The 25743-nt window shown below is 59.5% G+C and carries 27 protein-coding genes; 5 read left to right on the top strand and 22 right to left on the bottom strand.

The features are described 5' to 3' along the window. Positions 1-156 precede the first annotated feature (156 nt). Entirely contained in the window at positions 157-549 is a 393-nt protein-coding gene (gene rpsI, locus ACF8SD_RS14180) for a 30S ribosomal protein S9 (RefSeq protein WP_003260797.1), read from the bottom strand. A 14-nt stretch (positions 550-563) separates the two neighbouring features. Continuing rightward, entirely contained in the window at positions 564-992 is a 429-nt protein-coding gene (gene rplM / locus ACF8SD_RS14185) for a 50S ribosomal protein L13 (RefSeq protein ID WP_003251819.1), read from the bottom strand. Between the two features lie 258 nt (positions 993-1250). On the opposite strand from rplM, the gene ACF8SD_RS14190 reads away from it, so the two are divergent. Continuing rightward, positions 1251-2291: an NADP(H)-dependent aldo-keto reductase gene (locus ACF8SD_RS14190; RefSeq protein ID WP_392483571.1), complete on the top strand. Its 1041-nt coding sequence runs from the start codon at positions 1251-1253 to the stop codon at positions 2289-2291. 306 nt (positions 2292-2597) lie between these two features. Then, entirely contained in the window at positions 2598-3518 is a 921-nt protein-coding gene (locus tag ACF8SD_RS14195; RefSeq protein WP_173891736.1) for a GlxA family transcriptional regulator, read from the top strand. 120 nt (positions 3519-3638) lie between these two features. On the opposite strand, the gene zapE is transcribed toward ACF8SD_RS14195, so the two are convergent. From zapE to ACF8SD_RS14210, 3 genes are all read right to left on the bottom strand, one after another. Beyond that, positions 3639-4733 (bottom strand): cell division protein ZapE, encoded by a 1095-nt coding sequence (gene zapE / locus ACF8SD_RS14200; protein WP_029886538.1) that lies wholly within the window; start codon positions 4731-4733, stop codon positions 3639-3641. A gap of 84 nt (positions 4734-4817) precedes the next feature. Beyond that, positions 4818-6167, bottom strand: coding sequence for a tryptophan--tRNA ligase (locus ACF8SD_RS14205; RefSeq protein ID WP_173890976.1), 1350 nt, complete (start codon positions 6165-6167; stop codon positions 4818-4820). Positions 6168-6192: 25 nt separating this feature from the next. Next, positions 6193-6828 carry an alpha/beta hydrolase gene (locus ACF8SD_RS14210; protein WP_054905345.1) on the bottom strand — a complete coding sequence of 212 codons (636 nt, stop codon included), beginning with the start codon at positions 6826-6828 and terminating at the stop codon, positions 6193-6195. Between the two features lie 135 nt (positions 6829-6963). Here ACF8SD_RS14210 and ACF8SD_RS14215 point away from each other — a divergent pair, with 135 nt between their 5' ends. After that, positions 6964-7401 (top strand): YhcB family protein, encoded by a 438-nt coding sequence (locus ACF8SD_RS14215; protein ID WP_173890977.1) that lies wholly within the window; start codon positions 6964-6966, stop codon positions 7399-7401. Positions 7402-7568: 167 nt separating this feature from the next. Here the strand turns inward: ACF8SD_RS14215 and ACF8SD_RS14220 are convergent, their stop codons facing one another. Then, the gene (locus ACF8SD_RS14220; RefSeq protein ID WP_392483572.1) at positions 7569-8765 is read right to left on the bottom strand and encodes a methionine gamma-lyase; all 1197 of its coding nucleotides are present in this window, start codon (positions 8763-8765) and stop codon (positions 7569-7571) included. Between the two features lie 127 nt (positions 8766-8892). On the opposite strand from ACF8SD_RS14220, the gene ACF8SD_RS14225 reads away from it, so the two are divergent. Further along, positions 8893-9372: an Lrp/AsnC family transcriptional regulator gene (locus ACF8SD_RS14225; protein WP_016498026.1), complete on the top strand. Its 480-nt coding sequence runs from the start codon at positions 8893-8895 to the stop codon at positions 9370-9372. Positions 9373-9563: 191 nt separating this feature from the next. Here ACF8SD_RS14225 and ACF8SD_RS14230 read toward each other — a convergent pair whose 3' ends face one another. From ACF8SD_RS14230 to ACF8SD_RS14285, 12 genes are all read right to left on the bottom strand, one after another. Beyond that, a complete protein-coding gene (locus ACF8SD_RS14230; protein ID WP_392483573.1) occupies positions 9564-10868 on the bottom strand; it encodes an FAD-dependent oxidoreductase in 1305 nt (434 codons plus the stop codon). Continuing rightward, positions 10859-11434, bottom strand: coding sequence for a c-type cytochrome (locus ACF8SD_RS14235; RefSeq protein WP_392483574.1), 576 nt, complete (start codon positions 11432-11434; stop codon positions 10859-10861). The genes ACF8SD_RS14230 and ACF8SD_RS14235 overlap by 10 nt, the downstream gene beginning before the upstream one ends. Before the next feature lie 56 nt (positions 11435-11490). Further along, entirely contained in the window at positions 11491-11826 is a 336-nt protein-coding gene (locus tag ACF8SD_RS14240; protein ID WP_392483575.1) for a hypothetical protein, read from the bottom strand. Positions 11827-12040: 214 nt separating this feature from the next. After that, complete coding sequence (locus tag ACF8SD_RS14245; protein ID WP_392483576.1) at positions 12041-12655, bottom strand: hypothetical protein; 615 nt, start codon at positions 12653-12655, stop codon at positions 12041-12043. Between the two features lie 61 nt (positions 12656-12716). Beyond that, positions 12717-13262 carry a hypothetical protein gene (locus ACF8SD_RS14250; RefSeq protein ID WP_392483578.1) on the bottom strand — a complete coding sequence of 182 codons (546 nt, stop codon included), beginning with the start codon at positions 13260-13262 and terminating at the stop codon, positions 12717-12719. Then, positions 13259-14053, bottom strand: coding sequence for a hypothetical protein (locus tag ACF8SD_RS14255; RefSeq protein WP_392483579.1), 795 nt, complete (start codon positions 14051-14053; stop codon positions 13259-13261). The genes ACF8SD_RS14250 and ACF8SD_RS14255 overlap by 4 nt, the downstream gene beginning before the upstream one ends. After that, complete coding sequence (locus ACF8SD_RS14260; protein ID WP_392483580.1) at positions 14046-16892, bottom strand: hypothetical protein; 2847 nt, start codon at positions 16890-16892, stop codon at positions 14046-14048. The genes ACF8SD_RS14255 and ACF8SD_RS14260 overlap by 8 nt, the downstream gene beginning before the upstream one ends. Next, positions 16889-17647: a hypothetical protein gene (locus ACF8SD_RS14265; RefSeq protein WP_392483581.1), complete on the bottom strand. Its 759-nt coding sequence runs from the start codon at positions 17645-17647 to the stop codon at positions 16889-16891. Before ACF8SD_RS14265 ends, ACF8SD_RS14260 begins: the two co-directional genes overlap by 4 nt. 23 nt (positions 17648-17670) lie before the next feature. Next, the gene (locus tag ACF8SD_RS14270; protein WP_392483582.1) at positions 17671-18084 is read right to left on the bottom strand and encodes a hypothetical protein; all 414 of its coding nucleotides are present in this window, start codon (positions 18082-18084) and stop codon (positions 17671-17673) included. Further along, positions 18066-19061: an MBL fold metallo-hydrolase gene (locus tag ACF8SD_RS14275; protein WP_392483584.1), complete on the bottom strand. Its 996-nt coding sequence runs from the start codon at positions 19059-19061 to the stop codon at positions 18066-18068. The genes ACF8SD_RS14270 and ACF8SD_RS14275 overlap by 19 nt, the downstream gene beginning before the upstream one ends. Further along, positions 19058-20530, bottom strand: coding sequence for an MBL fold metallo-hydrolase (locus ACF8SD_RS14280; protein WP_392483585.1), 1473 nt, complete (start codon positions 20528-20530; stop codon positions 19058-19060). The genes ACF8SD_RS14275 and ACF8SD_RS14280 overlap by 4 nt, the downstream gene beginning before the upstream one ends. Positions 20531-20616: 86 nt before the next feature. Next, complete coding sequence (locus ACF8SD_RS14285; protein WP_392483586.1) at positions 20617-20778, bottom strand: hypothetical protein; 162 nt, start codon at positions 20776-20778, stop codon at positions 20617-20619. A 257-nt stretch (positions 20779-21035) separates the two neighbouring features. On the opposite strand from ACF8SD_RS14285, the gene ACF8SD_RS14290 reads away from it, so the two are divergent. Beyond that, complete coding sequence (locus ACF8SD_RS14290) at positions 21036-21407, top strand: Lrp/AsnC family transcriptional regulator (protein WP_392483587.1); 372 nt, start codon at positions 21036-21038, stop codon at positions 21405-21407. A 119-nt stretch (positions 21408-21526) separates the two neighbouring features. Here ACF8SD_RS14290 and ACF8SD_RS14295 read toward each other — a convergent pair whose 3' ends face one another. The 4 genes from ACF8SD_RS14295 to cysD all read right to left on the bottom strand — a co-directional run bounded on the left by ACF8SD_RS14295 (position 21527) and on the right by cysD (position 25691). After that, positions 21527-22159 carry a hypothetical protein gene (locus ACF8SD_RS14295; protein WP_392483588.1) on the bottom strand — a complete coding sequence of 211 codons (633 nt, stop codon included), beginning with the start codon at positions 22157-22159 and terminating at the stop codon, positions 21527-21529. Positions 22160-22373: 214 nt separating this feature from the next. After that, the gene (cysN, locus tag ACF8SD_RS14300) at positions 22374-24275 is read right to left on the bottom strand and encodes a sulfate adenylyltransferase subunit CysN (RefSeq protein WP_392483589.1); all 1902 of its coding nucleotides are present in this window, start codon (positions 24273-24275) and stop codon (positions 22374-22376) included. A gap of 53 nt (positions 24276-24328) precedes the next feature. Next, positions 24329-24670, bottom strand: coding sequence for a four helix bundle protein (locus tag ACF8SD_RS14305; protein WP_392483590.1), 342 nt, complete (start codon positions 24668-24670; stop codon positions 24329-24331). 103 nt (positions 24671-24773) lie between these two features. Beyond that, positions 24774-25691 (bottom strand): sulfate adenylyltransferase subunit CysD, encoded by a 918-nt coding sequence (gene cysD / locus ACF8SD_RS14310; protein WP_392483591.1) that lies wholly within the window; start codon positions 25689-25691, stop codon positions 24774-24776. Positions 25692-25743 lie beyond the last annotated feature (52 nt).

Consider the following 25743-nt stretch of genomic DNA (forward strand, 5'->3'; position numbering starts at 1 on the left):
CTGACAAGGGATTAGCCGGGCAAGGGCCCACTACCAGCGCTTTGCTTGATCTGCGTCTATGCGACGAGCGGCCACAGACATGCTGACAGGTTAGTTCAAGGCAAAAAAAAAGCCCGGTTCCAAGGAACCGGGCTCTTTTCGACTGCCGAAGCGGTATTAACGCTTGGAGTACTGAGGACGCTTACGCGCTTTACGCAGACCCACTTTCTTACGCTCGACTTCACGAGCGTCGCGGGTGACGTAGCCAGCACGACGCAGAGCGCCACGCAGGGTTTCGTCGTATTCCATCAGAGCGCGGGTGATACCGTGACGGATCGCACCGGCCTGACCGCTGACACCACCACCGGAAACGGTGACATAGATGTCGAACTTCTCAACGGTCTCGGTCAGCTCGAGCGGCTGACGAACAACCATGCGAGCGGTTTCGCGACCGAAGAACACGTCCAGAGAACGGTTGTTGATGGAGATGTTACCAGTACCCGGACGCAGGAATACGCGAGCGGTTGCGGTCTTGCGACGGCCAGTGCCGTAATTTTGAGTCGCCGACATAATGAACTATCCCGTTAGATCTTCAGTTCTTGAGGCTGCTGAGCAGTGTGTGGGTGAGCAGCACCCGCGTACACTTTCAGCTTACGGTACATGTCGCGACCCAGCGGGTTCTTAGGCAGCATGCCTTTGACCGCGGTTTCGATAACACGCTCAGGGGCCTTGGCGATCAACTTCTCGAAGTTGATTTCCTTGATACCGCCTGGGAAACCGGAGTGGGAGTAGTACATCTTGTCGGAAGACTTGGCACCAGTCACACGAACCTGTTCAGCGTTGATAACGACGATGTAGTCGCCGGTGTCAACGTGAGGGGTGTATTCTGGTTTGTGTTTGCCACGCAGACGGGTAGCGATTTCGGTAGCCAGACGACCCAGGGTCTGGCCAGCGGCGTCGACTACGAACCACTCGCGCTTTACTGTTTCCGGTTTAGCAGTAAAAGTTTTCATTCTCTAAAGCCTCAGAGGCCGCCCAGCGAAAAATAGACGGCGAATCTTACTGGATAGTGCACAGCTTGCCAAGGGCAAGCGCGCAGCCGAACACTGACGCTTTTGGGGGCTCGGGTCGGGCACGCCAATATTCGACGGGGTTCTTCCTGCGTGATGGTGCATCACTTCCGCCACGCGGAGAGGGGCTGAATTATCCAGATTGCGCGAAAAATTTCAACCTGCTTTGATGAGCTTCCATTGCCAAGGAGTGTTTACCCGATGGAATACCGCCAGCTCGGCCGAACCGACCTCAACGTCAGCGCCCTGTGCCTGGGCACCATGACCTGGGGCGAGCAGAACGACCAGAACGAGGCTTTCGACCAAATTGCCCGGGCCAAGGCCGCGGGGATCAACTTCATCGACACGGCCGAAATGTACCCGGTGCCGCCACGCGCGGAAACCTACGCGGCTACCGAGCGCATCATCGGCAACTGGTTCAAGGCCAACGGTGACCGCGATGACTGGTTGCTGGCCAGCAAGGTTGCTGGCCCCGGCAACGGCATCAGCCACATCCGCGACGGCCAGCTCAAGCACAACCGCCAGCACATCGTCGCGGCGCTGGACGAGAGCCTCAAGCGCCTGCAGACCGAATGCATCGACTTGTACCAGCTGCACTGGCCGGAACGCAGCACCAACTTCTTCGGCAAACTGGGCTACCAGCACCTGCCGCACGATCACTTCACGCCGCTGGAAGAAACGCTGGAAGTGCTGGACGACCAGGTACGGGCGGGCAAGATCCGTCATGTCGGCCTGTCCAACGAAACCCCGTGGGGCATCATGAAATTCCTGCAACTGGCCGAAAGCCGGGGCTGGCCACGGGCGGTGTCGATCCAGAACCCGTACAACCTGCTCAACCGCAGCTTCGAGGTGGGCCTGGCGGAGGTCGCCATTCGCGAGCAATGCGGTTTGCTGGCGTACTCGCCGCTGGCATTCGGCATGCTGTCGGGCAAGTACGAGAACGGTGCTCGCCCGGAAAACGCCCGCCTGACCCTGTTCAGCCGCTTTGCCCGCTACTCCAACCCGCAGACCGTGGCCGCCTGCAGCCGCTACGTGCAGCTGGCCCGTGAACACGGCCTGGACCCGGCGCAGATGGCCCTGGCGTTCGTGACGCACCAGCCGTTCGTGACCAGCAACATCATTGGTGCGACCAGCCTGGAGCAGCTGGACAGCAACCTGGCCAGCGCTGAGCTGCACCTGAGCGACGAGCTGCTGGCGTCGATCGAAGCCATTCACCAGGAGCAGCCGAACCCGGCGCCTTGATCAGAGCTGCAAGCTGCAAGCTACAAGCTACAAGCTACAAGCTACAAGCTACAAGCTACAAGCTACAAGCTAAAAGACAGAGCGGTCCGCATGCTGACCTGCTTTATCTTGCAGCTTGAAGCTTGAAGCTTGAAGCTTGAAGCTTGAAGCTTGAAGCTTGCAGCTCGACCAAAAAAATAAGACGATCCAGCCGGTGATTGACCACTCTACCCTATAAGAACAATGACAATGATGTTTACCCAACCCCCCGCGTCGCTGCGGCGCGTCAGCATCCTGGCCATTGACAAGGTGTTCGCTTCGACCTTGATGCAGGCCAAGGACTTCTTCCACCTCGCCAGCCTGCGCTACGGCAAGCAGCTGGGCCTGGGCTTGCAGCCCATGTTCGAGATCCGCTTGGTGAGCCCCGATGGCCTGCCCGTGGACAGCTTCAGCAATGTACAGCTACCGGTCGACGGCGGCCTGGATGACGCCGATGTCATCATCCTGCCAGCCTACTGGGACGACTTCGACAACCTGCTGCAACGATACCCCCAGGTGCTGCCGTGGCTGCGGGACCAGCACGCCCGCGGCGCGGTGCTGTGCGCCGAGGCCAGTGGCGTGTTCTGGCTGGCCGAAAGTGGCCTGCTCGACGGCAAGGAGGCGACCACCTACTGGCGCTTCTTCAGCAGTTTCGCCGAGCGCTTCCCGAAGATCCGCCTGAACCAGGACAAGCACCTGACCGACGCAGACAACATCTATTGCGCTGGCGGCGCCACTTCGGCCTGCGACCTGTACATCTATCTGATCGAGCGTTTCTGCGGGGCCAATGTGGCCCGTGCGGTGTCGCGCGACATCCTTTACGAAGTGCAGCGCAACTACACCCCGGGGCGCATGGGGTTTGGCGGGCAGAAGCTGCATCAGGACCTGATCATCCTGCAGATCCAGCACTGGCTGGAAGAGCACTTCGCGGACAAGTTCCGCTTCGAGGATGTGGCCCGCAACCATGGCATGAGCATTCGCAACTTCATGCGCCGGTTCCAGGGGGCGACCGGTGACAAGCCGCTGCACTACCTGCAACGGCTGCGGATCGAAACGGCCAAGGGGTTGTTGTCGAGCACGCGCAAGAGCATCAAGACCATCAGTTACGAGGTCGGTTACGACGATGCCAGTTTCTTTGCGCGGCTGTTCCGCCAGCATACCGAGTTGTCGCCGAACCAGTACCGGCAGCAGTTCATGCAGGAGGCTTGAGGGCTTCCAGCAGCGGCAAGTTTCTAGCTGCAAGCTACAAGACAAAGCAAAAAGCCGGAGCAGCTCATGGCCTGCTCCGGCTTTTTCTTGAGCCTTGCAGCTAGAAGCTTGCCGCTGATCTCAGGGCTTGTGCGCCCGAGACAGGAACTCGTGCGACTGCATCTCCAGCAGGCGGCTCAGGGTACGCTGGAACTCGAAGCTCAGGCGCCCACCGGTGTACAGGTCTTTTAGCTCCACCTCGGCCGAGATGATCAGCTTGACGTTGCGGTCGTAGAACTCGTCCACCATGTTGATGAAACGCCGCGCGATATCATCGGTGGTCACCCCCATCTGCTCGACATTGCTCAGCAGCACCGCGTGGAAGATCTTGCCGAGCTCGATGTAGTCGTTCTGGCTACGCGGCCCGTCGCACAATGCCCGGAAGTCGAACCAGGCAACATCGTCGCACGTCCGCAAGGCATTGATCGGGCGGTTCTCGATCATCAGCACGTCATTTTCGACTGCCTGGGTGCATTCCGGGGTCAGCGCCTTGAAGCTGGCACGCATGCTTTCGTGCGCCGCCTCATTGAGCGGGTAGTGGAACAGTTCGGCCTGCTCCAGATGACGCAGGCGATAGTCCACGCCGCTGTCGACGTTCACCACGTCGGTGTACTGCTTGATCATGGCGATTGCCGGCAGGAAACGCGCGCGCTGCAGGCCGTCCTTGTACAAGCCGTCGGGCACGATGTTGGAGGTGGCGACCAGCGACACGCCGTTCTTGAACAGCTCTTCCATCAAGGTGCCGAGGATCATCGCATCGGTGATGTCCGAGACGAAGAACTCGTCGAAGCAGATCACCTTGGCCTCTTCGCTGAAGCGCTTGGCAATGATGGTCAGCGGGTTCTTCTCACCCTTGAGGGTCTTCATTTCCTCGTGCACACGCTTCATGAAGCGGTGGAAGTGGGTGCGCATCTTCTGCTTGAACGGCAGCGCCTCGTAGAAGGTATCGACCAGGTAGGTCTTGCCCCGCCCTACCCCACCCCAGAAGTACAGGCCCTTGACCGGGGTCTGCTCCTTCTTGCCGAACAGCTTGCCGAATACCCCCGGCTTGTTGTTCTGCGCCTGTACCAGGTCGTCATACAGGCGCTGCAGGTGACGCACCGCAGTTTCCTGCGCCGCGTCATGGAAGAAGTCGGGACGTTTCAGATCTGCTTGATAGCGTTCTAAGGGAGTCATGATTCGTTAGCGAGGCAACAAAAAACGGGCCGTCACTGTAGCGACCGGCCCGCTTTATGGCAATTAGAGTTGCGGCGAATTGCCTCAGTCCTGTTGTGGAGCCAGGGCTTCGTGCAGGCTGTGAATGGCCGCATCCCGCGCTTCAGCGCTGGCGAACTGCGGCCCATCGGCAACCTGTTCACCGTTGAGCCACACGCCGAAACCCAGGCCCTGCACACGCACATCGGCCTCAGCTCCCTGCTGCAGTTGCTTGCTCACCGCACCTGCACTCTTGCCGTCGGCAAAGCTGCGCGACAGCAGCAGTTGCTCACCGTCGGCGGCCAGCAGGCGGAAGCGGAAGCTGCCGTCCTCATCACGGAAGCTGACGAAACGCGCGCTCTTGGCGGCCTTTTTCTTCACTTCGGTACTGGTTTGCACGCTGCTGCGGAACGAGCGCAGGCCAACCGCCTCGCGCAGTTGCTCAAGGAACGGGGTGGCAATCTTGCGGGCCTTCGCGGCCCCCGCCAGCAGGACATCCTCAAGGTCGGCCGGGCGCGCGATCAGCTGGTGGTAGTGCTCGCGTTTTTCCGCCAGCTCGCCGTCCAGCAGCTGGAACAGGCGCTGCTTGGCATCGCCCCAGCCCAAGCCTTGCAACAACTCGTCGCGGAACCCGGCGCACTGTTCTGGCGTCGCGAACGCCTGGTAGAGGGTGAACAGGTGCGAAGTGTCCGGGTCCTTGGCTTCGCCGGGCGCACGCGAATCGGTCACGATGCGCGAGATGGCGTCTTTCATGTCCTTGGCGCTGGTGAACAACGCAATGGTGTTGTCGTAGCTCTTGGACATCTTGCGCCCGTCCAGGCCCGGCAGGGTCGCCACGCTTTCTTCGATCACCGCTTCTGGCAGGGCGAAGAACTCCTTGCCTTGGCCGAACAGGTGGTTGAAACGCTGACCGATGTCCCGAGCCATTTCCACGTGCTGGATCTGGTCGCGGCCCACCGGCACCTTGTTGGCATTGAACATCAGGATGTCGGCCGCCATCAGCACTGGGTAGCTGAACAAGCCCATGGTCACGCCGGCATCCGGGTCTTCACCGGCTTCCACGTTCTTGTCCACCGAGGCTTTGTACGCATGTGCACGGTTGAGCAGGCCCTTGGCTGCAACGCAGGTCAGCAACCAGGTCAACTCGGGGATTTCCGGAATATCGGACTGGCGGTAGAAGGTCACCTTGTCGGCGTCCAGGCCACCGGCCAGCCAGGTGGCGGCGATTTCCAGGCGCGAGCGCTGGATGCGCAGCGGGTCGTCGCACTTGATCAGCGCGTGATAGTCGGCCAGGAAGTAGAACGAGTCGACACCGGGCTGCTGGCTGGCACGGATCGCCGGGCGGATGGCGCCGGCGTAGTTGCCCAGGTGCGGAGTGCCGGTGGTGGTGATACCGGTGAGAATGCGCGTGGTCATGGGTGTTCGCTTATTCAGGCTTGGCTCAGTTCGAAAGGCGCGGCAGCAGCAGATCCTTGAGATCGGTCAGCTTGCCATGAAAGAAGTGTCCGCATTCTGCCACTTTCAGCAGCTCATGGGGACGCGACAGGCTGTCGGACCAATCGTAAACCAGCTGCGGCGCGACCACTTCATCGGCCTCCGGCTGCACCACGGTGATCGGGCATTGCTGTGGCAACGGGAATTCGTCGGTCAGGCGCATTACCGCTGGGGCGATCATGAACAAGTGCTGCAGGCTCACCCCACCCGCCTCCAGGCGGCCAGCCAGACTGGTGGCAACGAAACCGCCGAACGAGAAGCCCATCAGCACCAGCGGCAATTGCGGGTGCTTATCGCGCAGCCAGGCCGCAGCAGCCTCGGCATCGGCCACTTCGCCTGCGCCCATGTCGTGGCTGCCAGCGCTCTGCCCGACACCCCGGTAGTTGAACCGCAGGGTCACATAGCCGGCATCACGGGCGGTGCGCTGCAGGGTCGAGACCACCTTGTTGAGCATGGTGCCGCCCTGAACCGGGTTGGGGTGGCAGATCAGCACCGCGCCGCGGGCATCGGCCACGTCCAGGTACAAGGCTTCCAACTGGCCACTGGGGCCATCGATGAACAAGGGGGTTTCGCGGACAAGCAAGGCACTACTCCGTGACCTCGGGGTGGGTCGTTTCGTCTAGGTGAGGAATTCTGTTCTGATTTGCGATCGCTCGCGGTATACAGCGCAGGTCTGAGCCGTTAACGTAAAGCAAAGCCGTTTATAGAGGAAGGACTCGTGGAACTCTCGCTCCTTGTTTGGTTGTTGCCGACCTTGGCCCTGGTCATTGGCGTGGTCGTCGGTTTCGTCGTGGCTCGCCTGCTGCCCAATGCCGCGCCCAGCAGCACACAGCGCCAGCTGGATGAAATGCAGAAACGCTTCGACAACTACCAGAACGAAGTGGTTACCCACTTCAACAGCACTGCAGTACTGGTCAAGAAGCTGACCCAGAGCTACCAGGATGTCCAGGATCACCTGGCCGACGGTGCCAACACCCTGGCGCTGGACGAACTGACCCGCCAGCGCCTGCTGGCCGCCCTGCACTCCGAAGGTGCGCATGGCCCACGTGATCGCCTGACCCCACCGAAGGACACTGCCGAAGTGCCGCGTGATTATGCGCCCAAAGCGCCGAATTCCCCGGGCATGCTCGACGAGAGCTACGGGCTCAAGCGTTGATTCGCTGAACATGAAAAAGGCCTCGCGAGAGGCCTTTTTTGTGGGCAGCCCAGGTACGCAACAGCGGGCACCGGCTACGCCGGTGTTCGCGAGCACGCCCGCTCCCACAGGCCCTTGCTAAATCAATAAGTTATGTACTGTTCTATGGAACGGCCGGCCCAAGCAACCTAGCTGCAAGCCTGCAATGCCTGCTCGACATCCGCCAGCAGGTCTTCCACATCCTCCAACCCCACAGACAAGCGCACCAACCCCTCCGAGATCCCGTGATGCGCCCGCTCCTCTGGCGTATAGCTGGAATGGGTCATGCTCGCGGGGTGCTGCGCCAACGACTCGGCATCCCCCAGGCTCACCGCCCGGGCAAACAGCTGCAGTGCGTTCATGAACCTGCGCCCGGCCTCGATTCCACCCTTGAGCTCAAAAGCAATCATCCCGCCCGGCAAACGCATCTGCCGCTGCGCCAGCTCGTATTGGGCGCACGATGGCAAGCCCGGGTAGTGAATGAGCTCGACCTGAGGCTGCCGAGCCAGGAACTGCGCCACCTCCAGCGCATTGGCGCAGTGGCGGTCCATGCGCAGTGCAAGGGTCTTGATCCCGCGCATCAGTAAAGCCGCGTCATGCGGGGACAGCACCGCCCCGGTCATGTCTTTCAGCCCTTCCAGACGGATACGGTCGACCAGCGCCTTGCGCCCCACCACCAACCCCGCGGTGATATCACCATGGCCACTGAGATACTTGGTCGCTGAATGCACCACCAGGTCCGCCCCCAACGCCAGTGGCCGCTGCAGGTAGGGCGTGCAATAGGTATTGTCGACCACGATATGCAAGTCATGCCCGCGCGCCACCTCGGCGACCGCCGCGATATCCACCAGTTGCATGTTGGGGTTGGCAGGCGTTTCAAAGTAGATCATGCGTGTTTTGCTGGTGATAGCCGCCTTCAGGGCCTTGATGTCATTGAAGTCGACGTGACGGACCCTCACCCCGAATTCGCCAATGCCGTGATGAAGGAAAGCAAAGGTACAGCCATACAAGGTACGCCCGACGATCAGCTCGTCACCGGGCCGCAGCAGGGTCCAGATCGACGAGGTAATGGCCCCCATCCCCGACGCCAGGGCCAGCCCCGCCTCGCCACCTTCCAGCGAGGCCATGCGCTGTTCGAGCAAGGCCAAAGTGGGGTTGGAGATGCGGCTGTAGAAATGCCCCGGCTCCTCCCCGGCGAAGCACGCAGCGCCATACTCGACGCTGGGGAAGGCATAGGTAGCGGTCTGGTACACCGGCGGCACCAGGGCGCCGCCGTGGGAAAGCGGATCGTAGCCATGATGAATGGCCCGCGTGGAAAAACCGGTGTTGTTATGGGAGTCGCGCATGGCAACAGCCTCTGGTGGTTTGTTATAAGTTTATGCCACCGAGCTGCCCGATTTTTTCCAAAGTAGCCCACGCATCTGGGCACTGATTGAAACAAAAACAATAATTACCGGACCAGGAGGGCAAAACATGCCTTCGAGCCTCGACCGCACCGACCGCGCCCTGCTCGCCGCCCTGCAGGACAACGCCCGCCTCACCGTCGCCGAACTCGCCGACCAGGTGGCACTGACCACCTCGCCCTGCTGGCGACGGGTGAAATTGCTGGAAGACAACGGCTATATCACCGGCTACCAAGCCATCCTCTCGCCCAAGTCGCTGGGGTTTGGCGTGACCGCGTTCGTCAGCATCATGATGGATTCGCATACCAAGGACATGGCGCTGGCATTCGAGCAGCGGCTGATGGAAATTCCCGAGATCGTCGCCTGCCACAACATTTCGGGGCGGTATGACTTTTTGCTGGAGATACTGGCGCGGGATTTGGAATCGTTTGGGGAATTCACGCGGGAAGTGCTGCAGCGGTTGCCGGGGGTGAAGGAGATCTATTCGAGTTTTTCGTACAAGGCGGTGAAGGAACGACGGGTGATACCGGTGTCGGAAAAACACATCTGAGACAGATCTTTCCGAGCGGTGGGAACGGTCCTACTGATTGATAGGCCGGTGATCCCTGGGGGGTATGACCGGGAAATCTACAAGCGCCTAAATGAGGTAGAAAGCCTCTTTCGGCGTCTGAAAGGCTTTCTCAGCATTTTCCCCTACGTTAAAAATCTCGATAGAATGCCGCCCTCCTGGCGTTTGCCGGCTTAGCCAAATGCTTCTTTGACCAGAGTTTCGAACATGCTGTAGGCCAACAGCGCTTCACGACGGTAATCCTCGTCGTTGGCGTCCAAGGGCGTCACCAGCAAGCTCTCGATCTCGATGACATTGTTGGTAGCGTCATGCTGGTAGTGCAGCAGCACCGAAATACCGTAGTTGTCGCCACACAAGCTGTAGCAGACATTCATGTACTGCGGTTTGAGCAGCGCCAGGCCGTGGATCTGGCTATGGATGGCCAAGGCACAGACCCTGGCCTGGCAGGTCGCGGCGAAGGCCGACTTGGGCAGTTTCTCGGCGTAGGCCGCGTCGCCGATCACATGCACATTCGGTACTAGCAGGGACTCCAGGGTCTGGGTGTTGACCGGACACCAGCCATGTTCGGCGGCCAGGCCGTTGTGCCGAGAAAAATCATCAGCCTGCTGGGGCGCGATTATGTTGATCACCTGGCCGCTGACCGGCCCACCCTCGGTCAGCAACTGCCCCCTAGCCTCATCGAGGCCTTGCACGGTCCCTCCCTGCAAGGCACCGATCCACTGGATGTTGGCCTGCTCGCTACCATAGCCATAGAAACGCTTCCAGGCTTGCTCGAATTGTGCCTGCTTGGCGAACCGCGGCTTGGCGTCCAAGACGATCACCCGCGAATCGGGCTTGTGGGTCTTGAGATAGTCGGCAATCAGGCTGGCCCGTTCATACGGCCCGGGCGGGCAGCGGTAATCGTCCACGGGTACCGAAATCAGCACATTGCCACCGTTGGGCATGGCCTCCAGTTGCTGCCGAAGCAGACGCAGTTGCTCGCCGCCGCCCCAGGCATGAGGCACACGGCTGGCCACCGCCTCGCTGTAACCAGCGATGCTGTCGTACTTATACCCAATGCCCGTTGCCACTACGCACCGGTCGTAGCCGAGCACCGAACCGTCGGCAAGCCTGACCTGCTTGCGTTTGGCATTGATCGAGTGCGCCTTGTGATGGATCACCTCGATGCCCTCGGCGCGTAATTGCTCGTAACCAAAGATCAGTGTTTCTTCATCCCGCTTGCCCACCAAGTACTCGACGCCCAGCGGGCAGCAGTGATATTGCCGGCAGGGCTCGACTAGAGTGATGCCGACATTGGAATCCAGGCGCCTGAGAGTACGAGCGAAAGTCGCGCCGGCAAAACCACCGCCGATCACCACCACGGCATAAGAGCGGGCCGCCAGGGGCACCGTCGGTCTGGCCAGGGCCTGAATAGAGGAAGCGCCAATACCGGTGGCCAGCCACTTGAGCAGCCGTCTACGTTGTGGGCTTATCGACATAGAACCTCCTGTATGCAACCTTGCAGGTAGCCCAGAAGCTGCTGCAACTCCTCGTCATTGAGAACAGACATCGCACTGGCCATTTCTTCAGGCATCGTTCGTTGGCCTGTGGCCATATCCTTAAGCACTCCTTGCATATACAGCGCATTCTGTCCTTTCAAATACGGCGTATCCGACTGCTTTTCATGGCAACTGGAACAGTGTTGCGCGTAAAGCCGCTCACCTTGTTCGTGTTCTTGAGGCACGACCTCCCCCAGAGAACCTTTCGGCAGGCGGCTGTAATATTCGGCGAACTGCCTGAGCGTCTGGTCGTCGTACCCTTCCATCGCCCGGTTCATGATGGTGCCTTTGAGGGTGCCGTCACGATAGGCTACGAGGGTCTTGTACAGATAGGCCTCGGACTGGCCGGCCAGAGAAGGAATCGCCCCCGGCGTGCGTAGCCCCTCGAAACCGTGGCAATTGATACAACCGTTGGTCAACATGACCGGCTCGCCACGACTGCTGCCTTGCAGACTGGGAGCCGAAAATACCAGACCGATCAACAACGATCCGATAACCACGCGCATAGTCTGGACTCCCTCTGTGCCTTGTGTCGGCCGTGGCAGCCGAGTCCTCCCATCGATCACTCAGTGAGTACGTTGTTCATGTAAACCTTGGTGTGACGCAAGTACTCCTTGGGAATGTGGTAACCACCGTAGGCTTTCACATGGCCGTCGATGTAGGCGCTCATGGCCTCGCGCGAAGCAAATATCTGCTTGGCCCGCTCGAACGTCGCAGGGTCGCTGTAGATCATCAGGTGAATCAGCGGCTCGCCCAGTTCGGTGGGGATCAGGTTGATCACCTTGACCTCCTCCTTCGACTTGCCAGCATAAGTTTGCATGTATGCAGCCTGGGAGGTGACGAAGGTATTCAGGAACGCCTCTTCCTGGCCTTTGGGTGGTTCGAAAACGATGGTCATCGCCTTGCTGGTGGAGGTCGCAGCCGGGGTCAGGGATTTCGGGGTCTGAGTTTGAGCCCATGTATGGCTGCCAAAAAAACACAGGAAGCCAACTAAGCTAAGACGCGCTATAAGGGTGTTCATCGCTATCACCGTTATCGTTACTGATGAATTTTTTTACGCCGAGCCAAGCACGTCCGGCGATCAGGTCCGGGTGGTGGACTCGAGGCTTTTCTTATTTGTGCAACACGACTGAAATCATTCGTCCGTCAAAGTCCGCCGTCGGGTTGGCGGTATCCCTGGGGACAACCTGCACCGAGCTGATTTCCACGCGGCGATAGTGTTCGAACATCACGCGCTGATATTCCGGAGGCAGCAAGGACCGGATGCAGAATAGGGCTAGGCGCCCGTTATCGCCGAGCAGCGACTGCGCGGCGAACTTGAGGAACCTGAGGTTCTCGTCGTCAACCGCCTCCATGTCATCAGCGAACGGATCGAAGAAGATCGCCGAATAACGCTGGCTTCGGGTGTCAAGCTGCTGCCAGTAGCCGGGGTGCAACTGAATGTTCGCACGCGCGCCCTTCCAGCGCTCAGCCTGGACCAGCACCTGTGGGTGGGGCTCGACAATGGTATGGGACGCCGGGCCGAACTCCTGCAGCATGCTGGCCGAGATACCCATGCCGAAGCCGATTTCCAGTAGCCGGTCATCAGGCGTGAGCTTGAGGTCCTCGACCATCCTGCCGATCAGTGGCCTCTCCCATTCGTGCATGACGAACTCGTCGCCAATGCGCAGCGAATCGCCGGTGTAAATCACCTCTGCCGCCAGATAGTCCTTGCGTTGCGGGTCCATGAGCACTCCTTTTCTCTTCACTCAGGGTAGGTTTGGAGATACCGCCAACAGGGCTGGGGCGTCACCTCACCAGTTTCAATTCGGGCCTACCGACGAATGCTTGCGCCGGCGTTACATTCGATTTCAGCAGCAGGGTCTGGAACCCGCCCTTGAACGGAACCCTGGCGAGGATCGCTAGGTACAGCGAAAAGCCCTGCAGCGTCTGCAGGGGCAAACTGGCAAGCACGGCATAAACGATTTCCAGAAGCAACTGGTCGAGATAGATCACCAGGGTTCTTTCGCTATGCCGGCGGAGAATCGCTTCCAGTTCGATGGCAAACGCATGATAGAGAGTGTTGAGGCTCTGGCTGCCATAGCGACCAGCATAGGGATCGAACAACCAATCCATCTTGCAGGCCCCATGGACCTGCTGCGGATCATATAACTCGTGCTCGAAGACCAGGGTCTGAATCTCCAGGCTGCCAGCCAGCGCCAGGACTGGGGCATAGCAGGCCGATCGGCCGGACAGCACTAGCAGGTCGCCATGTGCGCGCTGCAGCGTCTGCAGGTGATTTTGTAATAACGCCTCGTCGAACTGCCGCGCGCGACGCATGAGAATTACGTTCATCTCGTCGAACTCCTGAAGACAGCCTCGCAAGCCATCAATGCCTCGATATGCCGCGTACGGGTAGCGCCGACGATACAAGCGTCGACCTGCCGATGATGAAAGGCGTAGTCCAGCGCAGGCTCCAGGGGAATATCGCCGCCCGCCAGGCAATGCACAGCGTACAGGCGGGAGCGGGCCTTGATCTGGCGCAAGTAGCCGGCATAGCTCGCGCATTGCATGCTCAGCAGGTTGACCGGCACCGCAGCGCCGGCAAACGATCGTTCTCTCAACACCTGCAGGAAGCTGGCGCTGGGGTGGAACCCCAGGAGAATCCGCGAGGCCGCCGGAATGACCGCCTCCATCTGCTGCAGGATCGCGTCGAGCAAGATGTATTGCTGTTGCGCGAGCAGAATGTCCAGCCAGTCGCCTCCCAGTGTTACCAGGCCGGGCTGGCAGCAACGGATGATATCGAGGTCTTCGGCTATCTGTTGCACATCGGCGGCGAAGATGTAGCCAGGAGCGCTGTAGTAGTAGACAGGGTTGGCCTGGACCTGACGAACACTGACGCCCTGGCCCGTTGCCTGCTCGGTCACCCGCATCAGAAACCGTGAATGATAGATATGCCGCGCTCGTTGGCCACCAGCCAAGGCATTGCTGACGGCCTTGGCCGTAGGCCAGTCGCCGCTGGCCAGGCCCAGGCCGGTACTGGCCAGGACTCTGCGCGCGATCCCCTCGACCTGTTGCGCCGAATAGGCACTCCCGTAGCGTTTGAGAAACCCCCGGTCGCCCAGATATAGAATCGGCTCATCCATGAGTATTTCCTTGCATCGAGCAATCACCGATTGCCAGCTCGCCGAGCTCAATGTCATGTTCCAGTCGGCAACGATGATCCACCAGCACCAGAGTGTTGCCGCTACTCTCGGCGTACCGGTGTAACGCTTGCACACGCTCGACCAATTGCTCGGTGCGCAAAGCGCTGAACGGCTCATCCAGTAACAACAAATGGTGGTGGTCCTCCGGCAACGCGCTCAGCCAGGTATCCAGCCAGTTGCTTGCGTCGGGTTTACCGCCGAGCAGCGCCAGGACATTGCTGTCCAGGTAATAGCGGGTTGATATCAAGGCCTGCTCCGCGCCCGCTTCTTCAATGACCACGTCGGTGATACCGGCCACGCCCTTGAGGTACTCGCTCTTGCCGGAGCCGGAGAGCCCCGATAACGAATACAACCGGCCCCGTTCCAGGCTCAGGGCACGATAGGCACGTTGAGCAACAAAGGGCGCAATGCTCAGGCTCTGCCCGCTGATTGCCACGGCGACCGAGCTTTTGGGCCGGGCAAAATGTTGCAGGCGCGCCACCGATACCGACTGCGATTTGAAACCCGTGATGGCCAGAAATACATTGGCCAGGTCGGAACGCACCAGCAGCAAGGCCGTGACCGCGAGCACAAAAGCCGAATCGATAGTTCGGTAGAGGCTGCCCATCAGGACCACCAGGACAATCACCAAGTCGCTGAGCAGGGTGCAACTAGCCGCCATGACGGTGCGGGTGATCACACTGCGCATGCGGGTGGTGTAGAAATGCTTCAGCCCCTCGGCTATCGCACCCCGCTGCGTGAGCGCCAACCAATCGCCCAGACGTTCGAAACCCACAGCACTGGCCTGGGAAACAGAAAACGCCACATGGGCCGAGCGCAGCAGGGAGTCGAATCCCTTGACGCTCTCCACTCGGGTCCGATAGAGCTCGCTAATCGAAAGCCGGTACAACACCGCCAACAGGCCGCTGAACAGCAGCGCCACGGCGATGCCGAATAGGCCGAACCCCAACCACAAGGCCACCCCATTGCACAGCAACAGCGCGATGATCCAGGCAATGTCGTGGGCATACCAGGCGATGCGTTCGAATGTCGTGGTGACATCTCGAGAAACCACCTGCAGCGCATCGGCCAGGCCGGTAACCCTGATGTCTCGCAGGCCACCGGTGAACAAGCGGGAAAAGCGGCTGCGCAACAGACTCTCGATAAACAGCCCAGCAGCGCTTCCTGCGCTTACGCCAAGCACGGCGTACAACAGCACCTGCCAGGGCGAGAAACCTGCCTCTGGCAGCGTCAGGTTGGCCGCATAAGTCATCATCAGCGCCGGGACCAACAACATCAGCACACCCCAGCAACAATACTTGAACAGATCGCCGAGACTGTAGCGATCCAGCGCCGGGTCACAGGCCGACACCGTCGAAGCCGTCCGCTCACCGACCTCCGCCAAGCCCTCGCGCTGCGCTATCGCTCTTGCAGCCGAGGGGCTGAAGCTGACCCAGGATAGACGCTCCAAGGCGTCTTTCACTGCCAGCGCGGCCGCGGCGTCCAACGCCGAGAAGTCATGGTCGATACTCAGCGTCCCGTCCTGGGCATGGGCGAGAAACACCCCGCGCAGCAGTTGCAAGCGAAGCCGCTGCCCGGCAGAGAGGTTGCTCCCGTCCAGCTCGATGGGCAGTTGCAGGACCTGCCTTGGATCTTGCCCCAGCTCGGGTACCAGCCGGAAAGCGCTCAGCAACGCGTGCAGGTCCTCGCGCTGGCTCTCCAGCGGGCCAGGAATCAGTTCGATCAGCGCCGCAGGCCAGATCGGCCAGGTGGCATCGAACTCGATCACGCCGCGCGCTTGGTTGGCGGCGGTGGGTCGCAATATTTGATGCCTGGAGGAATTCTGATACAGGCCATTGAGCGCTTCCAGGGAGCGGACGACGGCCTTGTAACTCACATAGGAGCGTGGCAACGCGAGCACTGCTGCCAGCAACGGAATGCTCATCCAGAAAATCGCCCCATCCCAGACCATGGCCGATTCCGAGGTGCCCAGCAGCCCCACCATGACAAAGGGTATCAAGCGGCCGAAACCGATGATGTAGCTGTCGGCCCCGCGTAACAACGTATCCAGGTTGCGCAGGGAGCATTCGCCCGCCAGTGTCCGCTCGATGCCCTGTAAGGCAGTCTGGTCAGCGAACTGCTTGAGCCACGGCCCTTTGCGCAACCATGCCGAACACTGTTCGATCCGCTGCGCCGCCATATCCATGATCCGCTGGTAGTTGTGGTCCGAGAGCCTGGACAACAGATAGGAAAGCGGCAGGAACACACCGGTTACCGCAACTGCCCAAAACCCTGCCGCGCCGTAGACCAGCAACGTCAGCAGGAGTGAAAACAGCAGGAAAACGGGAATAGCCAACAGGTTAACGCTAGCACCGAAGCCATCGAGAATGACGCTGAAATCCCGCGAAACCAACCGTTCAAGCACCGACACCTCTACCCGGGGCTGCATCTTGCGCGCCAGAAGGCGCTCGAACTCGCGGCATAACTTCAAGGATATGTAGCGTTCAAGGTTGAGCTCGCTCACCACCAGCAAGAACCCGCTGATGGCCAAGAACGCCAGGAGCGCGGTGTCTGCGGGCAAGACATTGGCACCTCCTTGGACCGCCACCAGGGTGCTCAGCTTGTAGATAAAAAGCAGCGGTACGCTGTATTGCAACAACGACACCAGTACATAAGCGCCGACCGCCCAGGGCGCCAAGCTCAAGGCCAGTCCGAAAAAACCATTGGCGAGGGCTCGTCCCTCGGAGCGAGCGGTCGTCCGGTAGCGCAATGCCGGAGTAAAACAATACATCCACTTCACGGCCGCGCCTCCTCGCAGTACACCCGACCAGGTTCCAGGGCCTTTACACGTTGCAGGCAGTCTCGGATTTTCTGCAGATCGTAATAGTGGGCGGGAATTTCCCGGCATGCGCAGTAACGGGCCACCCATTCCTCCAGATTCCACGAAAACGCCGGGCCTGCCCTCAGGAAACGGCTCAAGGACAAGATGTCGAACCACACGCTGCGCTGCAGGGAATGAGTCTCTAGGTCAAGGATGCGCACACCATCCACGGTAACGAGTAGATGCTCCGGCTTGCAGTCGCCGATGCTGATGCCTTGCAGGTCGAACGGAGGGAAACGGCAGCGGGACGACAGGCAGGGGTCGAAAAATTCAGGGGTACTGCGGTACCCGATGACCCGCTGGATATTCCCCAGGGCCGTGGCATGCATCGCCGCGTAGGCGGCAATTACCTCAGGCAGGTCGGCCGGACCGGGCAAACGACCCTGGAGATATTCCAACACCAGTACCTGATGCCGCACATCCTGATAGCGCATGCCTGCGATCGGCCCCGAGCGGAACAGCAAATAGCCGCTGACTTCGGCGGCATAGGCCGCCTCGTCGAAATAACGCTTGATCACCACTTGCTCGCCCGAGGCGATGCACAGGCCGGAGCAGACCAGGGACTTCACCGACTGGCTGAGTACCCGCAGAACCTGATAACGCTCGGCCAACAGCTCGGCGAGCGCCTGCCGCCGACGCTGTACCTGAGCGGCGCCGAGGCGCTCCAGATACACGTGTTCAAAGGCTCTTTGCCCGCTCATGGAGCAATCGCCAGGGATATTTCATAACTGCGCAAGGCGCGTTCATAGTCCACTTGCTCGTTGTAATATTCGAGCCAGAACGCCAGCGGGCTGTCATAGCGATCGCAGACATACCACTGTGATGCCGACAGGTTAAGCAGCTCCCATATCTGCAACTCGCCGAGAAGCAACTGGCAAAAATCGTCATGGTCGACACGGATGCCGAAGGGATAACGCTTTATCGCCTCCGCACCTTCCGCCGGCACTTCGACGAACTCGACTCTGGATACGTCCAACAGCCATTGTTGGTCGATGCCGTCGTCTCGGGTCAATTGCAGCACCACCCGGCCCGGACCAACAGGGCGCCCCAGGTAGTTGCACTGGGTCATCAGCACCTGGCCGTAGCGGGTAATCAGCCAGGTCCTGGCCATTTCATCGAGATGGGCCTTGATCCGCTGTGTGTCGAGCGAGAGCGTCCTGCGTCGCTCTTTCGCCGGACATCCCCCGCCTGTTCCTCGGATGCGCAGATCCAGTCCGCTGGTTCGCCAGGCTGTGCTGGTGCCACGTCAAAGCTTTCGCCCGGGGCGAGGGCGTGCACCGTCCGCAATAGCGATAGTTCGCTGCAGATCTGCGCCAGTTCGAGGTTCGACCAGGGATGATGCACCTTGCCCAAGGGGTCGCGATAGCCATTGCCCGCGAGGATCAGAGTCGGCACCTGATTCAGTCGACGCATCGGCTTGTTTACAATTTCGTCCAGCAGGCGCAAGCCAGACACCCGCGCGTAGCGCTGGTCGGGCACCGGTAACAGGTTGTCCAGGCCAATCGGCCCTTGAGCCCCGCTGCTCTGGAAATTATTGGTCATCACCATGACCTGGGGCCAGACAACGGCTCCACTATTGACATCAGCAAAGTAGGCGTCGGCGATGCGGGTATCGGACTGGATGAACACTGCCTCGCGGCCCTGATGCTCGACATGCAGCGATGCAACCCGGCTGTCCCAGAACAGTACCTCGGTGCTGGGCATGTAGAAGCGCAGGCTCAGCGCGCCAACGACGAACCCGGCCTGAGTATCGACCCGCCGCACCTCATAACCACAAGCACGGACAATCGCCTCGGCCGCGCCGGGAAACAGTTCCGGGACATAGACCATCTTGCGCTTGAGCAAATGCCCATAGTCCGACGATAGGCGGTGCAAAGAGGCCGGGTGAAAGTGCTGCAGGTGCTCGGTGGTCAAGACGATCCCATCCACCGTCGGCATGCGCTGTAGATCGACATTGCGCGCAGGGACTATCTCGAACTGCCGGTTGACATCGGAACCGAAGCCACGCCCCAGCACCGGGTCAATCAATACATGGCTATTGCCTGCCTGCAGCGACCAGCTTTCGTGACCGATCATAGTCAGCTTCATGGGCACACCTTCAGGTTCCGCATACTGCGCCCGATGATTTTCGCCAATAGCTTAGGGCTGCCGTTCTCGCCGTAGTAGCTGTAGAAGAACGGGATCAGGCCGTCGAAGATGCCGTCCTCGAACCAGGACTGGACCGAAACGCCCACGATGTCCCAGATCTGCAGGTCTCCCTCGACCATACCGATGAAGTCCACAAGAGGTAGGCACACGCCAAAGGGATACTGCGCCACCAGCGATTCGAGCTGGTTGTGCGTCTCAGGCTCGAACTGGCCGCTGATCAGGTTCAGCGCATAGCTGTCCTGACGCCCAAGGGCATGCGAGACAAAACTGAAAACAACTCTTTTCGGCCCGAGCTTGCGCCCTTTGTAGTGAGACATCGCCAACACCTTGCGCCCGGTGATAAACAACATCAGGCTTTTCGCCAGGCGCTGCAGCTCGGCTTCCGCGCGGCGCAACAGCTCTTCATATGCTTCTGCGTCCTGCACGTCGGGGCGCACCGAAGCGACCACCTCGACGGTCTTGCGCGCCTCGATGAACTGGTCAAGTTCCCCAATCAGCAGGTTGTGCTGCACCTTGTCCACCTGGACCCAGTCGATAACCGCCTGCAGACTGGGATCAGGGGCCAGGGCAAAGGCTTCGCCTGGCAACAGGCCGACAATATTGGTGTCCAGACTGAGCCGATTGGCCAACTGGCTCAATGCCGGCTGGTCGGAAAACGGGAAAGCGGCGAACCCACCTAGGCGCTTGATGAACCCGCCGCCGCAAAGGGCTATGTTCTCGGGTTGCACCGGAAAATCGTCCATATAGCTAGTTAGCACCGCACTCAGCACACCGATCCCCAGCGGACCAACCTTACGGTTGCTGTCACTCGCGTTCTTGCCCCAGTTTTCCAGGGACTGAAAGGCTCCCGGAGGCGATACCCTGGAGTTGTTCGAAACGATCACCAGCTTGGGAGGTGCCAGTCGTCCTTCGACGATATCGGTCTTGAACACTTCGGACACCAGAGCATCCACGGCAATGAAGATCCCACTGCTCGGCTGCTCAGCCTCCTCGATATGCACCTGAGTGACTCGGCTTTCCCAGAAGGCGGTCTTCGGATCCGCGGGGTAGAAGCGCAGGTTCAAGTCGCCGACGCGCATCGGCTCGGTGTCGGTGACTTGCGTAAGGGTGAATCCGAGGTCGCGGATACATTGCTTGACCGGTTCGACAATGGTCGCCCCCACTACGAACCGAGCGGAACGTGGCAACAGGTTCAGCGACTGGATATCGAAATGATCGGAATGTTCGTGACTGAGGAAAATCAAATCTACATCGGATAATGCGGCGGCATTGACCGTACGCGGCGGATAGATCTCAATCCGATGCTCATCGACCAGACCGAAGTCTTCACATAACAGCGGATCAATCAGGATCCTGGTGCTTCCATATTCCACAAGCCACGTTTGATGGCCGATAAAGATCGCCCTCATGTCCACCTCCGTGGAAGACAACTGAATACTCGCTATCCAAAAGGTGAAAAAGCAAGAAAGGACTTTCTTGCCTTTTCGGGGTCAGCTCAACGGTGGTACGCGCAGCTTGCCGCCTTGGTTTCGGATACACGGGTCTTGGACTTCTTGATGGTATCGCTCAAGACCTGCAACTCTTCCTTGCTGAAGAGTACTTTTCCGCTTTCTTGATGGTTGGGGACGGTCGCACCCTGCTGGGTCTTCTGGTTCATGACTTGCTCCTTGTCTAAGTGTTTCCAAGTACGCCAAAAGAGTAATGGCAACTTGGCAAAGCCGAGTCGCTGATATGCAGCGACAGACCTAGACTAGTACCCCAACAGGGCACTTACAACGGGAAATAGGCGGCAGCAGCATCTTTGGGAAATGTCCTACAAGAAAGCCAAAAATTCTGATTTTTCGAAGCAAATAGACCTCCCCATGCGTACCAACAAACCTTGTCTGCGATCTTTCTTCTCGTACACAACCTAAGTTGTCGGCCCGCTACCCTCGGTTGGAAGCTCTCCAGCATCTCCTGCAGATACGGTGGAGCCTGCGAGAAACGATCGAGCAGGAGGCGGGCACACACATCACCGGCTACCAGGCCAACCTCTCGCCCAAGTCGCTGGGGTTTGGCGTGACCGCGTTCGTCAGCATCATGATGGATTCGCATACCAAGGACATGGCGCTGGCATTCGAGCAGCGGCTGATGGAAATTCCCGAGATCGTCGCCTGCCACAACATTTCGGGGCGGTATGACTTTTTGCTGGAGATACTGGCGCGGGATTTGGAATCGTTACCGGCTCGATGCAAGGGTGCAATGTCGTTCTGTTCGAAGGCCGCTCAAAACAGGTCAAAGCGATAAGCCATCAACCTGTGATGGCAGCCGTGCTGGCACATGGAGAAACGGTATAGAGTTTCTTGATAGCTTGGGTGTGGCGCTGGAGTAGACCCACAGTTCCAGACTGCTCGGAAGACCAAGTTTCACTGCCCTGTAATAAAGGCATTTAGGTGGTCACGGCTGATGACTTCCAAGGCCGCTTTGTCATCCAGCAATTCGAAACGTGGTACTTCGTTGCTCGGCTCTCCAGATTCGGAGTAGTCCATCTTGCCGACCAGGTGCTGAACCAGAAAATTCATGGCTTCGGTATCAGCAGGGTCCACATTGAGCGACCTGATCAGTACCTCGACAACTGCCCTCGGCTTGTTTTCGGCAAACTGGAACGACGGATAGAATTTTCTGCGATTGCCGGTATTGGTGTAAGCGAGCAGCTTCCCTGCCTTTGTCTTCTGGCTCAGCGCTTGCTTGGTAATTCCCAGTATTTCACAGACTGCTTTAGCATCCAGTAACTCGCAACGGCTGGCGACACGCTCGAATGCGCGTGCTTTCATCCTGGCGATGGCCTCCTGGTTACGCGTTGCAACACTGCGCTTCGCTTCGACATCGACCTTGGCCAACGCAGCAAAAGCCTTCTCGTCGCCGAGAGCCACCGCGTTCAGCACTACCGCCTCCGATGCACGTGCCAGGTGCTCTTCGAAGCGCTGCCGCAATGCAGCTTTGGCAGCTTCAAGGCGAGCGAATGCAGGGTGAATCGCTTCTTGAGTAGCGGTTGTCATGGGCTCTCCTCAAGGCCCTGAACAGCCTCTTTGCGTATAAGGTAAGGCTCCTGTTTTAATCTGTCAGTTTGTCAACTAGTCAATTTGTAAATAGCCTATGGGGCTGCTACGCAGCCCATCGCGACACAAGGCCGCTCCTACAGAGACCGCGAAACCTTCGAGAAACACAAACAAAAAACCCCGCCGGAGCGGGGTTTTTCTTGCAGCCTGGCGCTTAGATCGCACCACGCTGACGCAGTACGTCCAGCACCTGTTTAACGCCTTCGTCCACGCTGGTGGCCTGGGTGTCGATCACCAGGTCGGCATCCAGCGGCACATCGAACGGGAAGCTTTCACCCGGGATGTTGTCGCCACCGGCAGCGTACAGGCCCTGTGGGTCACGCTCGCGGCAAACCAGTGGGGACGCCTGGACGTAGACCGTTACCAGGCGATCCTTGCCGATCAGCGCCTTGGCCTGTTCGCGGCCTTCGGCATCCGGGGCAACGAACGCTGCCAGGGCCAGCATGCCGGCTTCGTTGAACTGGCGCGCCACATGGGCGGCACGGCGCCAGTTTTCGGTGCGGCCAGCGCGGTCCTGCGGCAGGCCCTTGTTCAGGTCATGGCGCAGGTTCTGCCCGTCGAGCACGTACACTGCACGGCCCATGTCGAACAGCTTGCGCTCAACGGCATAGGCCAGGGTGCTCTTGCCGGCGCCAGAAAGGCCACTGAACAGCACGGTGGCTGGCTGCTGACCGAAACGCAGGGCGCGCTCCTCGGTAGACACGTGGGCCTGCTTGCCATGCTGGCCGGTGCTGCCATGCGGCAAGACTGGCTGGGCGATGATCATGCCGGCGCCGACGGTGCCGTTGGTGAGGCGGTCGATGACGATGAACGCACCGGTTGTGCGGTTGCTGTCGTAACCGTCCAGGGCAATGGCGCTGTCCAGGGATACCTTGACGCGGCCAATCTCGTTCAGCTGCAGGGCGCTGGCGGCGTCCTTCTCGAGGGTGTTCACATCAACCTTGTGGGTGATGCTGGCAATCGAGCCCGGCACGTAGCTGGTGGCGCGCTTGATGTCGTACTTTTTGCCCGGGAGCATCGGCTCTTCGGCCATCCACACCAGCATGGCGTCGAACTGGTCAGTGACCGGCGGCACGTTGTCGGCATGCACCAGCAGGTCGCCACGGGAGATGTCGATCTCATCTTCCATGGTCAGGGTCACGGCCTGGCCTGGGCCGGCGCTTTCCAGTTCACCTTCATAGGTGACGATGGACTTGACCCGGCTGCTCTTGCCCGACGGCAGCACGACAATTTCGTCGCCCTTGTGCACCACGCCGCTGGCGAGGGTGCCGGCAAAACCGCGGAAGTTTAGGTTCGGCCGGTTGACGTACTGCACCGGGAAACGCAGGTCGGTGAAGTTGCGGTCAGCCGACACTTCGACGGTTTCGAGGATTTCCATCAGGGTCGGGCCGGTGTACCACGGCGATTGCTCGCTGTGGTTGACCACGTTGTCACCCTTGAGCGCCGACATCGGCACGAAGTGCAAGCTGCTCGGGGTCAGGTTGATGGCTTCGGCAAACTTCAGGTAGTCCGCCTTGATGGCCTCGAAGACGCCTTCATCGAAGCCCTTCAGGTCCATCTTGTTGACCGCGACCACGATGTGCTTGATGCCCAGCAGCGACGCGATGTAGCTGTGGCGGCGGGTCTGGGTCTGCACGCCATAGCGGGCATCGACCAGGATGATCGCCAGGTCACAGGTGGATGCACCGGTGGCCATATTGCGGGTGTACTGTTCGTGGCCCGGGGTGTCGGCGATGATGAACTTGCGCTTGGCGGTGGAGAAATAGCGGTAGGCGACATCGATGGTGATGCCCTGCTCACGCTCGGCCTGCAGGCCGTCTACCAGCAGCGCCAGGTCAACTTCTTCGCCGGTGGTGCCAGACTTTTTCGAATCGCGGGTGATGGCCTCGAGGTGGTCCTCGTAGATCATCTTGGAGTCGTGCAACAGGCGCCCGATCAGGGTGCTCTTGCCGTCATCCACGTTGCCGCAGGTGAGGAAACGCAGCAGTTCTTTACGCTCGTGCTGAGCCAGGTAGGCGAGGATGTCCTCGCTGATCAGATCGGATTGATGACTCATTGCATTCAAGCTCCAAGCTGTAAGCTTCAAGCAGCAAGCTTGTCGGCGTACAGCTAGTTAGAAATTTTGTTGATCAACCCAGCAAGCATTCTGGATAGCTCACGGGTTTCAGTTATCCAGTCGTTGGCCAATTCGGCAGGCAAATAACCGATTTCACCGGCGATGATCAGTTGGGTCCGCAGTTCTGCGCAGGAAGCCTTCGCCACGCTCAGGAACCATGCTTTCTCCCGCATTCCTCTGCGCTCCATTCCCTCAGCGATATTGGAGGGGACTGAAACGGCTGCTCGAGTGATTTGGGACCTGAATCCAAAATCCCGACACCCAGCAAATGCCCGATATATCTCAACGGCTAAATTTTTACTTCTCTGCCAAACCAGCAACTTCTCAAAACCCACTGCAGGCACTCCCTGTGCGCCCGCAATGCAGGCGGCAGTCCACAAAACTCAGAAACTACTTGCTCCGCTTCTGTCTTGCAGCTTGCCGCTTGTAACTTGAAGCTTAGAAATAGCCCTGACGTTTCTTGTCTTCCATGGAACCGGCGCCATCGTGGTCGATGACCCGGCCCTGGCGCTCGGAAGTGCGCGTCAGGAGCATTTCCTGAATGATGTCGGTGAGCGTTTCGGCCTCCGACTCGACAGCGCCCGTGAGCGGGTAGCAGCCGAGGGTACGAAAACGCACCTTCTTCTTGACGATGCGGGCCTTTTCTTCCTCGGAGAGGTGTTCGAGGATGCGCTCGTCATCGATCATGATCAGGGTGCCGTTCTTCTCGATGACTTCACGCTCGGCAGCGAAGTACAGCGGCACGATCGGGATGCCTTCGAGGTAGATGTACTGCCAGATGTCCAGTTCGGTCCAGTTCGACAGTGGGAAGACGCGGATCGACTCCCCCTTGTTGACCTTGCCGTTGTACACGTTCCACAGCTCGGGGCGCTGGTTCTTCGGGTCCCAGCGGTGCTTGCTGTCACGGAACGAGTACACACGCTCCTTGGCCCGCGACTTCTCTTCGTCGCGGCGAGCACCACCGAAGGCGGCGTCGAAACCATGCTTGTCCAGCGCCTGTTTCAGACCCTGGGTCTTCATGATGTCAGTGTGCTTGGAGCTGCCATGGGTGAACGGGTTGATGCCCTGCGCCACACCCTCGGGGTTGACGTGGGCGATCAGTTCCAGGCCCATTTCCTCGACCATCTTGTCGCGGAACCTGTACATCTCCTGGAATTTCCACTGGGTGTCGACGTGCATGACCGGGAACGGCAGCTTGCCCGGGAAAAAGGCCTTGCGCGCCAGGTGCAGCATCACGGCGGAATCCTTGCCGATCGAGTACAGCATCACCGGGTTGTCGAACTCGGCGGCCACCTCGCGGATGATGTGGATGCTTTCCGCCTCCAGCTGTTTCAAGTGCGTCAGTTTGTCGACCATGGCTACTCACGTAAAACGATCTTATGGACGGCCTGCGGGCCGTGTTCGAGCG

It is taken from the genome of Pseudomonas sp. CJQ_9, assembly GCF_043106615.1.
GTDB classification, from domain to species: domain Bacteria; phylum Pseudomonadota; class Gammaproteobacteria; order Pseudomonadales; family Pseudomonadaceae; genus Aquipseudomonas; species Aquipseudomonas juntendi.